The organism is Gordonia sp. L191 (assembly GCF_030077625.1).
Lineage (GTDB): Bacteria > Actinomycetota > Actinomycetes > Mycobacteriales > Mycobacteriaceae > Gordonia > Gordonia polyisoprenivorans_A.
This window is the reverse complement of record NZ_CP125996.1, coordinates 5,083,652-5,098,647: the sequence shown is the minus strand read 5'-3', so window position 1 is coordinate 5,098,647 and position 14,996 is coordinate 5,083,652. Positions and strand designations below refer to the sequence as shown.

Annotated in this window: 15 protein-coding genes; 6 read left to right on the top strand and 9 right to left on the bottom strand. The window is 65.9% G+C overall.

What is annotated here, in order from left to right; translation table 11 throughout:
• Positions 1-98: 98 nt before the first annotated feature.
• Positions 99-1,829, bottom strand: a complete 1,731-nt coding sequence (locus QNM97_RS22985) for a DUF3556 domain-containing protein (protein ID WP_283820475.1) — start codon at positions 1,827-1,829, stop codon at positions 99-101.
• A 286-nt stretch (positions 1,830-2,115) separates the two neighbouring features.
• On the opposite strand from QNM97_RS22985, the gene QNM97_RS22980 reads away from it, so the two are divergent.
• Entirely contained in the window at positions 2,116-3,018 is a 903-nt protein-coding gene (locus QNM97_RS22980) for a type IV toxin-antitoxin system AbiEi family antitoxin domain-containing protein (protein WP_283820474.1), read from the top strand.
• 257 nt (positions 3,019-3,275) lie between these two features.
• Complete coding sequence (locus tag QNM97_RS22975; RefSeq protein WP_283820473.1) at positions 3,276-3,749, top strand: hypothetical protein; 474 nt, start codon at positions 3,276-3,278, stop codon at positions 3,747-3,749.
• Here QNM97_RS22975 and QNM97_RS22970 read toward each other — a convergent pair.
• The 6 genes from QNM97_RS22970 to QNM97_RS22945 all read right to left on the bottom strand — a co-directional run bounded on the left by QNM97_RS22970 (position 3,734) and on the right by QNM97_RS22945 (position 8,854).
• Complete coding sequence (locus tag QNM97_RS22970) at positions 3,734-3,991, bottom strand: hypothetical protein (RefSeq protein WP_283820472.1); 258 nt, start codon at positions 3,989-3,991, stop codon at positions 3,734-3,736. The genes QNM97_RS22975 and QNM97_RS22970 overlap by 16 nt on opposite strands.
• Positions 3,992-4,038: 47 nt before the next feature.
• A complete protein-coding gene (locus tag QNM97_RS22965) occupies positions 4,039-4,773 on the bottom strand; it encodes an SDR family NAD(P)-dependent oxidoreductase (protein ID WP_208793529.1) in 735 nt (244 codons plus the stop codon).
• A 13-nt stretch (positions 4,774-4,786) separates the two neighbouring features.
• A complete protein-coding gene (locus QNM97_RS22960) occupies positions 4,787-5,551 on the bottom strand; it encodes an SDR family NAD(P)-dependent oxidoreductase (protein ID WP_283820471.1) in 765 nt (254 codons plus the stop codon).
• Positions 5,548-6,900 carry an MFS transporter gene (locus QNM97_RS22955; RefSeq protein WP_283820470.1) on the bottom strand — a complete coding sequence of 451 codons (1,353 nt, stop codon included), beginning with the start codon at positions 6,898-6,900 and terminating at the stop codon, positions 5,548-5,550. The genes QNM97_RS22960 and QNM97_RS22955 overlap by 4 nt, the downstream gene beginning before the upstream one ends.
• Before the next feature lie 72 nt (positions 6,901-6,972).
• Positions 6,973-7,854 (bottom strand): polysaccharide deacetylase family protein, encoded by an 882-nt coding sequence (locus QNM97_RS22950; protein ID WP_006369015.1) that lies wholly within the window; start codon positions 7,852-7,854, stop codon positions 6,973-6,975.
• Between the two features lies 1 nt (position 7,855).
• Positions 7,856-8,854, bottom strand: a complete 999-nt coding sequence (locus tag QNM97_RS22945) for an asparaginase (protein ID WP_283820469.1) — start codon at positions 8,852-8,854, stop codon at positions 7,856-7,858.
• A 183-nt stretch (positions 8,855-9,037) separates the two neighbouring features.
• Here QNM97_RS22945 and QNM97_RS22940 point away from each other — a divergent pair, with 183 nt between their 5' ends.
• A complete protein-coding gene (locus QNM97_RS22940) occupies positions 9,038-10,048 on the top strand; it encodes a LacI family DNA-binding transcriptional regulator (RefSeq protein WP_283820468.1) in 1,011 nt (336 codons plus the stop codon).
• Positions 10,049-10,096: 48 nt separating this feature from the next.
• On the opposite strand, the gene QNM97_RS22935 is transcribed toward QNM97_RS22940, so the two are convergent.
• Entirely contained in the window at positions 10,097-11,869 is a 1,773-nt protein-coding gene (locus tag QNM97_RS22935; RefSeq protein WP_283820467.1) for a TerD family protein, read from the bottom strand.
• Between the two features lie 235 nt (positions 11,870-12,104).
• On the opposite strand from QNM97_RS22935, the gene QNM97_RS22930 reads away from it, so the two are divergent.
• Positions 12,105-12,455, top strand: a complete 351-nt coding sequence (locus QNM97_RS22930) for a DUF2200 domain-containing protein (protein WP_211543034.1) — start codon at positions 12,105-12,107, stop codon at positions 12,453-12,455.
• A 157-nt stretch (positions 12,456-12,612) separates the two neighbouring features.
• Here the strand turns inward: QNM97_RS22930 and QNM97_RS22925 are convergent, their stop codons facing one another.
• Positions 12,613-13,098: a flavin reductase family protein gene (locus QNM97_RS22925; RefSeq protein WP_211543031.1), complete on the bottom strand. Its 486-nt coding sequence runs from the start codon at positions 13,096-13,098 to the stop codon at positions 12,613-12,615.
• 301 nt (positions 13,099-13,399) lie between these two features.
• Between QNM97_RS22925 and QNM97_RS22920 the strand changes: the two genes are divergently transcribed.
• Entirely contained in the window at positions 13,400-14,668 is a 1,269-nt protein-coding gene (locus QNM97_RS22920; RefSeq protein ID WP_283820466.1) for a styrene monooxygenase/indole monooxygenase family protein, read from the top strand.
• Entirely contained in the window at positions 14,668-14,970 is a 303-nt protein-coding gene (locus QNM97_RS22915; RefSeq protein ID WP_079928362.1) for an EthD family reductase, read from the top strand. The genes QNM97_RS22920 and QNM97_RS22915 overlap by 1 nt, the downstream gene beginning before the upstream one ends.
• The last annotated feature ends 26 nt before the right edge of the window (positions 14,971-14,996 follow it).

The window sequence follows — 14,996 nt, the reverse complement described above, 5'->3', positions numbered from 1 at the left end:
TGCGCAGGGATCGGGGCGACCGTTGTCGGCCATTCGGGTGAAAGCGGGTGTAACCGTCCGAACGGACTACGGGCTGAACGGATCACGGGCTGAACGGACTATGTGCTGGTGGCCCGCCAGGTCGTGGTGACCGGCACGTCGTCGTCCCAGGGTTGGCGGGTGACGAGGTCGGCGACGTTGACGTAGCCACGTTCGAATTCGCCGGTGGCGGCGTCGACGAGGCGGTACTGCTGGGTCTGATGCTGGATGGGTTGAGCGTCGAGGAGGACGATGCGGACCTCGCCGGGCTCGAAATGGCAACGGCGTTGCAGGGATTCGATGAGCTGCTCGTTGGACAAGTGGCCGTCGCCGAAGTTCCAGCCCATCGCGGTGCTGCAGATGCGTTCACCATCGGTGAGGACGTAACCGGTCTCGTCGTACGGTGCCATCGCCCGGTGGGCGAGAGTGAACAGCGCCCTGCCGTGACTGTTGAACGCGCGGAACGCATATCCCATGTACAGCGGGATCTGGGCGGCCTCCGGGCTGCCGTAGAACCGTTCGAGTTGCGCGGCCGGCATGGATGCGATGGCGACGATGCCGCTCTCGATCTTCGCCGACGCCGACGGCTTCACACACCACAGCGAGGTGTCCCAGTTGCCCGCGTAGTAACGCATCCCGGGCAGGAACGACACATTGCGCGGGAACAGGTTTCCCAGGATGACGGTGCCCGCCGACACGCAGAACAGTACGACCGGCCATGGGGAGTGAAGATCGGCGAGACCGATACCGGGGTGCCCGACGAAGATGGCGACGATCCCGAACATCATGAAGACGTTCCACTCCAGCGGTACGCCCATCGGGATCGACGAGAGGATGCCGAAGTGGAAGACGAGCATGACGGCGGCGGCAACCGCGGTGAGCCATCCGCCGCCGGAGAAGAACAGCACCAGCGGCACCAAGCCCTCGACCGCGGTGGACACGTGTGCGATCCAGCGGGAGCGTCGTCCGGGACGCAGGTCGTCAGGAAAGTGTTCGAAGAACGTGCGTTTGATGGTCGGTGACCGCCAGATCGGGTTGTTCGACATCATCGTGGCGATCACGAATGGGAAGTGCTTGTTGAGTTTGCTCGTCGCCGCACCGACCCAGATGACGAGGAAGACGAGTTTGGCGCCGAGGATCATGTCGGTGCCCACGAACAGGAACGTCACGCAGAACGCGCCGTACACCTCGCCGCGGGCGGCGAGGAAGACCGTCTTGTCGCGCAGGCCCAGGACCGCGAGCAGCGCGATGATCGTCGCGATCTGCCAGATCGGGAGGACCCCGACGTCGGAGTGCAGGTCGCCGGTCGAGCGTGACCCCGAGCTCGCGAGTGCCACCACGATCATCACCAGGAGTGCCGCATAGAGGGTGACGTCGAAGGGGCCGCGGGTGTCTCCGGCGGTGAGGGGGACCTGGGGCCAGGGTGGTTGGCGAATGGTCTTGAGGCGCAACCAGTAGAGGATCGATCCCATCGGCGGGAAGAAGCGGTTGTTGAGAGGGCCGAAGCCGCAACCGAATCCGACGACCTCGAACAACATCGTGTAGAGCACGACCTTCTGGAAGACGATCGGCTCGTTGTACCAGGAGGCGACATCGACGATGCCGTGGATACCGGGGGTGGACACCACGATCGCCCAGCCGATGACGATGTAGGCGAGGATCTTGCCGGCGTAGAACAAGTGCAACGCCACCGGCGTACCGAAACCGACCTCGGCCCAGTGCCGCGCCATCGGCTTGATCTTTTCGGCGCGGCTGCCCTGGCTCCAGGTGGGAAAGTCGATGTCAGGGGTGTTCTGCTGGAGAAATCCCATTCGTGTTCGCGCTCCTCGATCACTGTGCCGTGACCGAACCTAACAAACCAAGCGAGCGCTTGGTGGGTGAACGGGGTGTCCGGGGCTTGGGGACCGGGCACGCGGGGGGTACGAATATAGCTTCCACCGAATCGCGCGAAAACGGCCGAAAATCGGGGTCGGTGGTCCGCTCAGGTGGAAGCTGTATTCACACCCGGGCTGTCGGGTACCGCGGTTGTCCACAGATTCGCCGCGGAGCGCGATCGAGGCCCGGAATCCGGGCAATCGCACGGCACACTCTCGGGTCATGAGTCCCGCTGATCTCACCTCAGCCGCCGATGACCGCTGGTTCGGTGTCTTCTCGTTCGCTGAACTCACCCGACGCGGGCTGGGCCAATCACAGGTGACTCGAATGGCCAAGAGCGGAGATCTGCGTCCTCTTCGCCGCGGGTGGTACGCGACCCCGTACGCCGATAGCCGCGTGGCGGAGGCTGTTGCAGCCAACGGGGTGTGCAGTTGTGTGACCGCGCTCGACCTGCACGACGTGTGGGTGCCGCCGTACGGGAATCGGGTTCACGTGCGGTCGCGGGAGTCCGGGCATCGCAATGGTCGGGCGAACCGCTTCTGTCGCCGCTACGGCCGTCCGCTCCCGGAGATCTACCCCGTCGACGACGTCCTCATGGCTCTCGCCCATGCCATCAAGTGTCTGGACACCGAAGGGATCATCGCAGTGTGCGACTCGATCCTTCACCGTGGTCTCGCGGAGATGTGCGATCTGCGGGAGGTGTTCGCGGCTGCTCCCGAACGTGTGCGGAAACTGCTGGACCGCTGCGACGATCGAGCTGAGTCGGGGACCGAATCCATCATGCGACTGCGGCTGCTCGCGATGGGGTTGTCGGTGGCCGTGCAGGTGACCATTCAGGGAATCGGACGGGTCGATCTCGTCGTCGGCAAGCGACTGATCATCGAACTCGACAGCATCGAATTCCATGACCTCTCACCGGAACAGCGTGAAGCAGACCGCATCCGCGACGAGATGGCGCACCGGCTGGGTTACCTGCCGCTGCGGTTCTCCTACAAGCGCGTGATGTTCGCGTGGGACGAAGTCGCCGAAACCCTCGCGGCGATCCTCAGACGCGGTGACCATCTGCGCGCTCCCGCCGCGGCCGCGGACTACGACCGATCGCTTGTCGAGGATTGGTCGGCCTGACACGTCCGCGATACGAATACAGATTCCACGTGAGCGCGTCACCGACCCCGAAAATCGGGCGTTTTGGACCACATCGGTGGAAGTTGTATTCGTACTCGTGCCTCCCCCGATCGGGGGAGGCACGAATCCACCGGTGGATCCGCCGATCGGCGGGGTTCGGAACGGGTGCTCGGCGGGCAAAGTCAGTGATGTCAGAACGAACGACTTCGCTAGCCCCGACCACTCCCGGCCAGGACCCGCGGAACAGGAGGAACATCATGAACATCTCGAAGAGCATGAAGAACCGCGCACTCGCCGGAATCGCCGGAATCGGCATTGCCACCGGCCTGGCACTGGGCGGTGCCGGACTGGCCAGCGCGGGCACCGTCCCGGTGACCCATCCCGGTGAGCCCACGATCGCGATGACGATCACCAACCACACCGACAAGACCGAATGGTTGGACGGCGCCACGGCCGGCACCGGCCAGTGGGTGCAGGCCCCGCGGCAGACACTGGCTCCCGGAGCCTCGGAGATCGTGGTCTCCAACGCCCCGAACAGCCCGGAGGAGACGAACTTCGTCAACTACCGGATCGGTGCCTTCGGGCCGCGCGCCACCTATGAGATCGAGAACATGGCGGGCAACGTGAACACCGCGATGACCGGAACCTCCGGCGGCGGCCACTACTTCATCAACGCCCCGCACATCGAGACCGGATACCCGAACGTGAACGTCTCCTACGACCGCTGGTGAGGTAAATCGGCCCTTCTCGCCTCGTCCCAGTCCGGGCCCAACCCGACCTGGGCGAGGTGAGCAACGGGATGGCCGCTGTGCAGTGCGACGGTGGCGACGAGGTCGTCGTAGGTCCGGCACACGTGGGTGGCTCCCGTTGCGGTGCCGACCGTCCACCCCTGAGTGATCACCCTGATGGACAGCCGGGGAGCCAGCGGCGCGAGCCGACGGGCAACCGCCGCCCGCCGACGCGGCCCGCTCACCCAGCGAGCGGCCCAGTCCACCGGCGCCCCGGCACATCCACCACACATCAGGGCATCACGTCTCCGGAGTTGGGACCCAGGACCTGCCCGACGTACAAATTCCCGCCCGGATTCGACGCGAGCAGAACCGCGGTCGGTGCCACCTCCTCGGGTGTGCCGAAGCGGCCCAACGGCAATTCGGCACGCTTGGCTCGCTTCCAGTCGTCGTCGATACCGTCGACCAGGGGCGTCTCGATGGGTCCAGGCGCGATCGCATTGACCAACACGCCGTCGCCGGCGACCTCCTGCGCGATGGACTTGGTCATCGCGATGACGCCCGCTTTGGCGGCGGCGTAGTGCGCCAGTGACACTCCACCTTTGATCGCCAATTGCGACGCGACATTGATGATGCGGCCGTCTTTCTGCGACACCATTGCCGGCAACACCGCCCGGTTGAGCATGAACACACTGGTCAGATCGATGTCGATCGTCTCGCGCCACTGGGCGCTCGTCATCTCGGATGCCGGCGCCTGGGTGAGAATTCCATGGGAACACACCAGGATGTCGATCCCACCGAGCTGGGCCACCATGTCGGACACGAGGCCAACGATTGCCGACTCCGACGTCGCATCGAGAATGACTCCCTCGGAACCGATTTCGGAGGCAACGGTCGCGACCACCGGGTTGCGGTCGGCCAGCACGACGGTGGCGCCGGAGTCGACGAATGCCGATCCGATCGCCAGGCCGATACCTGATGCGCCGCCGGTCACCAAGGCGCGCTTGCCTTTCAGAAGGTCAGACATCTGCGTGCTCCTCTCAGTCGCGCATCGCGGTGGTCAGCGCGCCGTCGACGACGATGGCCTGACCGCTCACGTACGACGCCGCTGGACTCGACAGGAAGCCGATGACCTCGGCGACCTCACGCGGATCCCCGACTCGGCCCCAGGGGATGTAATCGCCCGCTCGATCCAGTCCTTCCGGACCGAGCGAATTGATCGCGTCGGAGGACTGTGGCGTGCGGATCAGACCCGGGATGACGGCGTTGGCCCGAATCTGTCGGGGCCCGAATTCGACGGCGATGCTGCGGATCAACCCGAGGACACCGGCTTTGGCGGTGGCGTAGTGGGCGTGATCCTGCCACCCGTATACACCGCCGGCGATCGACGACACCGCGGTCACCGAACCGCCGGCACCCATGTGACGCAAACCTGCTCGTGCCGTGCGCATCACACCGTGCAGGTCGACGTCGAGGAGGTCGTGCCACTGCTCGTCGCGCAGGTCCGTGAACGAGGCCTGCCGTAGGATGCCGGCGTTGGCCACCACGATGTCGAGCCGACCCCAGGCGGCGACGAGGCTTTCGGCGAACGCATTCACCGAGTCCGTCGATCGGACGTCGACCTCAACGATCTGTCCCTCACCGCCGGCGTCGTGTACTGCACGCTGAGTGTGTTCGGGGTCGTGCGGATCGCCGCTGAAGGTGCCGATACCCACGCGCACCCCCCGTTCGGCGAAGCAGACCGATGTCGCTGCCCCGATGCCGGACGCCGCGCCGGTGATCATCGCGACGGGATTCTCACTCATGACGTGACCTCGGCGTTCTCGACCGCCGGAGTCGGCGACGACACCTTGCGTGCACCGAGAACGACCACTCCGGAGGCCACCGCGCCGAGCGCGCCCACCCAGAGCGCCGCGGTCGAGTAGCCGATGGATGCCGCGGTCAGGGCGGTGAGGATGAAGCCCGAGATGATCGCCCCGGGCTGGGACATCGCACCGATGAACGCCGAACCTGTTGCCCGGCAATCGGTGTCGAAGCACTCGGCCTGGAAGAACATGATGGCCGCGTACGGTCCCAGGAGGAAGAACAGGCCCATCATGTAGGTCACCATGACGTAGAGCTGGCCGGACGGACCGAGCAGCATAGCCGCGAAGAACACTCCGGCGAGCAGCCAGCCGACCGCGATGGTGTTGCGGCGCCCGAATCGGTCACCCGCCCACCCGTGGGCCAGATATCCGGCAACGGCAACGAGATTGGAGACGACGACGAGGAGCAGGGTGCTCGAGGCATCGATGTCCTTGCCCTTCTCCAGCACGGTGGTGCCGAGGACGGAGAACGTCTGGATGCCAAACCAATTGAGCAACCACGCCGCTGAGAGTACGAGGGTGTTGCGCAGGTGCTTACCCTGGAAGATCCGTGTGAACGGCGCGGCGGTCTGCTCGACGGTGGCGGTGGCCGTGGCCAGCGCTGCGGCTTCCTCGTCGCGGCCGTCCGCCCGCAGCTTCTTGATGGCCTGATGGGCCTCAAACTGCGGACTTTCCTTGAGCGAGCGGCAGATCAGGGCAACGATCACCGCGGGAACGGTGGCCAGGAGGAACGCGATGCGCCACGAGTCGGCACCGAAGATCGAGGTCACGATGGCGACGAAACCGGCTGCGATGAGCGCGCCCGCGGGCCATCCGGTTTGCACCATCGAGTAGACGAAGCCCTTGCGGCGCTTGATCTTCTCGTCCTCGGTCAGCTCATAGAGTTCGTTGAGGTAGGTGGCGTTGACCGACTGCTCCGCCAGACCGAGGCCGCTGATCGAGCGCACACCGATCAGTGATCCGGCGCCGAAGGTGGCAGCGGTCGCGGCCGACGACGCGGCGGTCCCGGCGACGGAGATGATCATGCCCTTGCGTCGTCCCAGCTTGTCGACCATCGGCCCGACGAGCAGCACGACGATCGCGGTCCCGACGCTGACGAGGGTGGAGACGAGCAGGGCGTGGCTGGTGGTCCAGCCGAACGACTCCTCGATTCGCGGGAGCAATGTCCCGAACAGGATGAAGTCGTAGACGGCGATTGTCCAGGCGAAGAAGGCGATTCCGGAGGCGCGGCGGGTTTCTCGGCCGGTCACCCGGCGCAGTCCGAGCTGCGTGGAGGATTGGGTGGGCATCTGAAGGTCTTTCTCGTCAAAGGGGGTGAGAGCGGAGGGGAGGGGGTGACACGTCGTCGGGTCTTTTGCCGGTCAGCTCTGGCGCGGCCGGCGGGACTTGAAGTCGGAGGCGATGGCGTCGAAGGTCGTCCAGGTGACCCCGTCGTGGCCATTGATGTGCTCGATCAGTCGCTCGAGCATCAACAGCACCTGCGGTCGGCCGGACACATCGGGATGAATGGTGAAAGTGAAGACCGCATAATCCATCTCGCGATACACCCAGTCGAACTGATCGCGCCACATCTCCTCGATGTGCCGTGGATTGACGAATCCGTGGCTGTTGGGGCTGCCCTTGATGAACATCATCGGAGGCAGGTCGTCGAGATACCAGCTGGCCGGGATCTCGACGAGGTCGGTCTCCTGACCGCGCTGCAGTGGTTTCATCCAGGTGGCGGCGGGCTGGTCGTAGTCGATGGGTGTCCACGAGTCCCCGACACGCACGTAGTAGGGCTCGAAATCGCGGTGCATGAGGGAGTGGTCGTAGGCGATGCCACGCTCGATCAGCAGTTCGTTGGTCACCTTGCTGAACTCCCACCACGGTGCGACATATCCGGTGGGGCGCTTGCCGGTACGGGTGTCGATGAGGTCGATGCAGTGGTCGAGGATCTCCGACTCCTGCTCGCGTGACATCGCGATCGGATTCTCGTGGCTGTAACCGTGGAGTCCGATCTCGTGTCCGGCGGCGACCACGGCGTCGAACTGTTCGGGGAACGTCTCGATGGAGTGGCCGGGCCAGAACCAGGTCGCCGGGAGTTGATGGCGTTCGAGCAGCTGGTTGAGCCGCGGGACCCCGACCTCGCCGGCGAAGATACCGCGGGAGATGTCACCCGGGGAGTTCTCACCGCCGTACGAGCCGAGCCAGCCGCCGACGGCGTCGACGTCGATCCCGAATGCGACAAAGATGTCCTTGGCCATGTCAGTCCTCCTGAGTGGGTGTGTAGGTATCGATGATGTGGGTGAGAGTGGTTGTGATGTCCGATGATTGGGACAGCAGCAGGGAGAGCAGGATGCGTGCCTGGGTGGCCGGCAGTGAACCGGACAGGATCGCGCCGGCAGCCACCATGTCGGTGCCGCCGCCGTGCCCGTAGACGGCGGCGACCTCGCCGAACGGGACCCGGCTGGCCAGAATCGTCGGGATGCCGTCACCGGCGAGTTGGCGGCAGGTGTCGACGATCGTCGGGTTGGCGTTGCCGATTCCGGTGCCGGCCAGCACGATTCCGCGTGCACCGGCGGCCACCGCCGCGTTGATCAGGGTTGCATCGGCGCCGGGGTACACCTCGATGATGTCGACGCGGGTGGAGTCGAAGGCGTCGGTGGGACGGGGGAGCGCAGCGGGTCGCGTGGGCGTTTCTCGGATGACGACCTTGCCGTCGGCGACCTCGCCCAGCGGCTCACGCGTGGTGGAGCCGAACGCGTCGAGGGCGCGGGTGCGGAGCTTGCGGGTCCCGGCGGCGGGAAGGATCTGTCCGGCGAAGACGACCAACGTGCCGAGCTTACGGGCATGCGGGTCGGCCGCCACCGCGACCGCGTCGGCCAGATTCCGGGGACCGTCGCCGTGCGGCGCATCGCTGGCGCGTTGCGCGCCGGTGAGGACGACCGGTCGCGCGTCGGCGTGGACCAGGTCGAGGAGGAAGGCTGTCTCCTCCATGGTGTCGGTGCCGTGGGTGATGACGACGCCGTCGACGGGATTCTCGGTGCGCTCGAGGAGTTGGGCAACGGTGTCGCTGATCCGGCGTAGGTGCGCAGGCGTCATTCGGTAGGAGCCGACCGTCATGAGATCGATCGACTCGACCTCCACGTCGGCGAGTCCGGTGGTCCCGAGAAGGTCGGTGACGGTTCGGGTGGCGACGACTCCGGTTGAGGTCGAAGTGGAGGCGATTGTCCCACCGGTTCCGATGAGGGCAATCCTGTGCATCAGGGCCACCTCATCGCCGTATCGGCGCACGTCGGAGACGGTGGCGCGCTGGGTGTGAACTGGGTCATGCCGATCAGCAAACCACAACACAAACGTTTGTGGCAATCGTTTGTGTAAATTGCGGCAAACGTTTGTGTAACGGCTCTTGTAACGTGGGGCACCGACGTCGAGGGAGGAGGCACCATGGGGCGGGTGCGTGGACCCCTGACTTTGCGGATGATCGCCACCGAGCTCGGCGTCAGCCCATCGACGGTTTCACGAGTGCTGAACACCCCCGGTGACGATGCGTTGCGCTGGGCCTCGGCAGACACGGTTGGACGGATTCGCACCTTCGCCACGGAGAACGGCTACTCACCCAATCCGCAGGCGTCGAGCCTGCGTACGCGGCGCTCGGGGCTCATCGGGGTGTTGGTGCCGCGTCTCCAGGACTACGTCCTGGCAACCATCTATGAGGGGATCGAGGAGGCCGCAGGCGAAGCGGGTCTGTCGACGTTCGTGACCAACTCGCTGGACCGGCTCGAGGCGCAGCGCGCACGTACCAAGGCGATGATCGACCGTCGGGTCGACGGACTGATCTTCGGTGATGCCCACCTCGATCACGAGTTCCTCGATGAGGTTGACGCACAAGGCATCAAGTTCACTCTCGTATCGAGGAGCGCGGGCTCCTATCCGTCGGCGACGGTCGACGACGTACTCGGCGGCCAGCTGGTGGGACAACACCTCGCCGACACCGGCCGTAAGAAGGTCTGCGTCGTGGCGGGCCTGGAGTTCACCTCGACGGCCAGAGACCGCACGCGTGGTGCGGTGGAAGCGCTGTCCGACAACGGCATCGAGGTTCCCGAGTCGGCCGTCATCTATTCGGGATTCGACCCCGCCGGTGGCCGGCGAGCTGTCGAACAGATCCTCGGAAGAGGTGAGGTGCCGGATGCGCTGTTCGCCACCAACGACTTTGCCGCACTGGGTGCGCTCGGCGCGCTGCGTGACGCGGGGTTACGCGTCCCCGACGACGTCGCGCTCGTGGGTTACAACGACACCCCACTGGCTGCGGCCGGGGCATTGCCGCTGACGACGATCCGGTCTCCGATGCACGAGATGGGCAGGCGCGCCGTGGGTTTGCTGATGCAGGTGCTTGCCGGTGAGGAGCCAGAGTCGGTGCTGCTGGAACCGGAGCTGATCGTGCGGAGCAGTACGTGAGCCATCGATCGGTTCAAGTTGCCGTGAGGTCGTCATGGCGGGTTGGCCCTACTCGTCAACGCTGACACCATGGGCACGAACCAGCGCGGCAAGCCCTTCGCTCCAGCCCTGGCCGAGTGCCCGCAGCTTCCACTCGGTTCCGGCGGGCTGGTGGCGTAAGTAGATCTCGCCCAAGACAAGTGCACGGATACCGGGTTCCGGTCGGGGAGTGAATACCCAGCGGTTCTCGTTCGCGGCAACGGACAGAGTTGTGGGGCCGATGCTGTCGAAGGTCTGATCGGTGTCAACGTCCGCGGTGGCGCAGATCAGAACCTTGACGATCCGCGGATCCAGGGCACCCGGGTACATGACAGCGCCTTCCCGAGAGCCGGAACCGTTGTGGCTCTTACCCGTCAGCCGTACGCTGCCGTCAGCGCTGCAGGGCTGGTTGTAGAAGATGAACGCGTCGTCATCGATCACGCGCTCGTGGGCGTCGAGCAACAGCAATCCGAGGTCGGCCACGCCACCCGCGGTGGTGAACTCCACCCGGACCTCCGCGTGCGCGGCATCAGGCAGGACGATGGACTCGCCGGCACTCATGGTGTACGCGTGGGGTTCTGGTCGGCCATCGGCGAGCGAGGGTCCTGTCGGCGGCAAGGAATCGGCGACCGGCGAGCGGTTGGTGCGATCGGGTTGCGGGCGGGCGAGTTGCTCCTGCAACCATTCTCCGAAAGGCGCGAGGGTATACGGGGTGGAGTCGGCTGGGCCGGCCGGCGATTGCCCACCCTGGAGATCGGCATCGAGGTCGCCGAGGATCGAGTCGTCGTCGTCCACTTCGCAGTTGTCGAGAAGCGTTGCGACACCGGGAAGTCCGTCCAGCGGCAACGAGGTGACCGAGGAGGAGATGTTGCCGGACGCGGTCGCCTTGATGCCACAGCGCACATCGGTGCCGATGTCGAGAAGCAGCCAGGCGTCGTCGGCGGTCCGCCTCGACACCCGCTCGACCTCGTCCCGCGACCACGACCCGTAGGCGATCAGACCGAGACGCGCAGTGTCGGGCATTCGGGTGATCACCGCGGCGTTGACCGTGGTGATCGACGGGGCCGTGGCCAATGCCTCGGACACCGTCGCCGCCAGGTTGGACACGAGAATGTGCATCCACCAACGCATCCGGTCGCGATTGGCCATGGTCTTGAGAGTGGGACGTCCGGCCGGCGTTTGGGCCGGCATCTGCGTCGGCAGTGTGTCGAGATCCTGCAGACGCATGATGACCGACAGCGCAGAGCCCTCGACGCCGACCGCACATCCCGCGGCAGGATTGTCCGCGAAGGCCGCGTTGACCGCCTCGCACACGGTGGTTTCCTCGTTGGCGCACAACGCCTGCCACCACCGGTCGGCCTCGGCCGACAGTTGTGCGTGAAGCTGATGGAGGCGTTGTGATTCACTGTCGCAGTACATGCGTGCGGCGAGCTCGGCATCGGCGCGTGCACGTTCCCGAGCACTGCGCGCGAATCGTCCGATCCCGTTGAGGTAGAGCGCCATTGCCTGTGCGCGCACCACGTCGGCGGAGATCGCCGGCGGAGGCGGCAGCAGCGGTCGAGATGCTGTCGGAAACTGCTGAAGGTGGGCAGTGGTCGTGTCGTGGTGCAGTTGGCGGAGACGCTCGATCGCCGCATCACGCTCGGCCTGCTGCTGGGCCCGTTCGGCGGCCCGCTGTGCACGGGCGAGTTGTGCCGGCGAGGGGCCGGTGTAACGAGTGGCGCCGCGTCGAGTCGTGGTGGTGCGACGGCGCGATCCGCTGCGCCCGGATGACAACGCCGTCGAGGCGAAAAACGGTCCCATCCCCGTCGACACCCGAGTACGCCCGCTGCCCACATGAACTCGCGCGATGCGGGGACCCACCGACGCACGGACGCCCCGGGTCGACACCCGCACGCGCATCCCCGGTACACCAACCCGAAAGCCCAGACTCATCGCGATCGATCGTAGTTCCCTCGTGGGTGCGGGGGTGTCCTCCCACCGGGTGACGCGCTAGGTTCGGATCAGACAAACCGCCCACCCACGAAGGACTCACATCATGCCCGCCGACCGACTCCTCCGGATGCCTTTCGCCAGCATCTATCCGCTCTACGTGCAGAAGGTCGAGCGGAAAGGGCACACCCAGGCCGAGGTCGATCAGGTCATCTGCTGGCTCACCGGTTACGACGCCGACGGGCTGCAGAAAGCCGTCGACGCCGAGGTGGATCTGGAGGCCTTCTTCGCCGAGGCGCCGCAGATGAATCCGAATACGTCGTTGATCACCGGCAAGATCTGCGGGTACCGCGTCGAGGAGATCGAGGACCCGCTGATGCAGAAGATCCGGTACATGGACAAGCTCGTCGACGAGGTGGCGCGCGGGAAGAAGATGACGTCGATCCTGCGGGGGTAGGTGCGTTGTCGTCGTGCGGGGTCTCGAGGCTCGGCGCCTGGGGCGCCTCGCACCTCGACCATCGGGAGGAGGAGCGGGGCGCCGGAGGCCATGGGGAGGGGAGTGGGGAGTGGGTGTCGGAGGCCGTCGGGAGGAGAACCTCGGCCGCCCAAGGGCATCACGGCCGGACGGTGACGAATCCGCCGTCGAGGAAGCCCAGGCAGTCGCCGGTGCGGTAGCCGAAGTCCTCGACGCGGCCGACGAACAGGGTGTGGTCGCCGCCGTCGTATTCGGCCCACGGGGTGCAGGTGAACCAGGAGGCGGTGTCGGCCAGGCGGGGCGCGTGACTGCCCTCGATCCAGCGGGGTTCCTGGTTGGGCCGGCCGGCAAAGTGCATGGCGAGGTCGCGTTGTTCGGCGCCGAGGACGTTGACGGTGAACGGGTTTCCGGTCAACAGGGCGTGTGCGCGGACGTTGCGCTGGATGGAGATCAACACCAACGGCGGGTCCATGGACACCGAGGTGAACGAATTGACGGTCAGCCCATGGCGTTTGGTGGTTCCGTCGGCGTCGGTGCCGTCAAAGGTCACCACGGCGACGCCGGTGGCGAAGCGGCCGAATCCGCCACGCAGATGAGGGGTGGGCGGTGCGTCAGTGAGGGTCATCGCGAGTCTCCTACAAGGTCCGGTGGGCGATGACCGCAGACGTTAGGGCCGCCCCGGACACCGCGGCAATGGGCACACGTGCTGTTGAGCGCGTCGCGCGCGGAATGCACAGTCTCGTGCACCCCGGGTCCAGAGCGCCGGCGACGCCGACATCGCCGACTTGACGATGCGCGCGGGAGTTGTGTGTCACAGAGCGAGACGCCCTGAGGTGGGTGTCACAGCCCCCGCCGGGAGCGCACCATGGCTCCACCGACATCGTCGTCGAGCGCCCCACGGCGCACGCGTCACCAAGGAGAGTCACATGCCAGACACGCCCGACATCGGAATCATCGGCGCAGGTACCGCCGGACTACACCTCGCCCTGCTCCTGCAGCAGGCCGGTGTCACCACGCGTATCTACACCAACCAGACCGCCGAGCAGGTGGCCGCGGGCCGACCGCAGAACAGCGTCTCGCACCACGCGCCGACCATCGCCCGCGAGGCGGCGATGGGCGTCAACTTCTGGCCCGCCGACGAGTACGGCTACCAGGTGCACTACCACCACCTCAACGTGCCCGACGGTCCGCCGGTCTTCCGCGGCGACTTCCTGCGACCCTCCCGAGTCCTCGACTACCGCATCTATCTGCCCAGGTTGATGGCCGAATACGAGAATCGCGGCGGCACCATCGAGATCCGCAACATCGAGCCGTCCGACTTCGCAGCGCTGGGCCGGGAGCATGATCTGGTCGTGGTGGCCGCCGGCAAGCGCTCCTTCGGCGAGTACTTCGGCGAACGACCCGACGTCTCGCCGTACGCGAAGCCGCAGCGTCATCTCGCGGTCGGATTCTGGGACGGCGTCGAGCAGACCGACCCGCGGGCGGTGACCATGAGCATCTCGCCCGGTCACGGTGAACTGCTCGACCTGCCGATCACCACCTTCGACGGCTGGGCCAGCGCGCTGCTCTGCGAGAACGTGCCCGGCGGCGATCTCGAGATCCTGATGACGCAGAAGGAATCCGACGACCCCGACGCCTACCGGCAGCTGCTGCTCGACAAGCTCAAGGTGCATCATCCGACGGTCTACGAGCGCATCGATCAGTCCCGCTTCAGGCTCATGCGGCCCGGCGACATCCTGCAGGGCGCGGTGCGGCCGGTGATCCGCGACGACTACCGGCTTCTCGACGACGGCACCGTCGTCCTCGCGCTCGGCGACGCGCACTCGACCGTCGACCCGGTCACCGGCCAGGGCGCGAACTCGGCGTCCTTCGAAGCGCAGGTCGTTGCCGACGCGATCATCGAGGACGAAATCGTCGACGAACGGTTCGCCAAGAAGGTCGCCCTGCGCCGACGCGAACGCGTCGACGGACTCAGCGCCTGGGTCAACACCATGATCGCCACCCCGACGCCACCGCATCTGCAGAAGTTGTTGGGTGCGATGTCCCAGATGCGTACGCTCTGTGACGAATTCACCGAGAACTTCAGCCATCCGCACCGCAACGGTGACATGGTGGCGACCCCCGAGCGCGTCGACGCTGCGATCGCCCGGCATGCCTCACTCGGTGCGGCAACCGCGAGCGGGAAGGTCGCCTGATGCACAAACTCGTTGTGCTGTACCCGACTCCGGACGATCCCGACCACTTCCGCGAGTATTACGAGAACACCCATCTCCCGCTCGCCGCGACGCTGCCGGGGCTGCTCGACTGGCGGCACAGCCTGTCGATCAACGCCGATCCGCAGAGCCCGTATTTCGCGGTGTTCGAAGGTGATTTCGCCGATGCCGCCGCGCTTGGTGCGGCGATGTCGTCACCGGAAGGTCAAGCGGTACAAGCCGATGTGCCGAACTACGCCAGTGGTGGCGCGGTGGTGATCGACTACCCGATCGCCCCGCACTGACCGATCGTCACGCCTGTCGCCGGGTC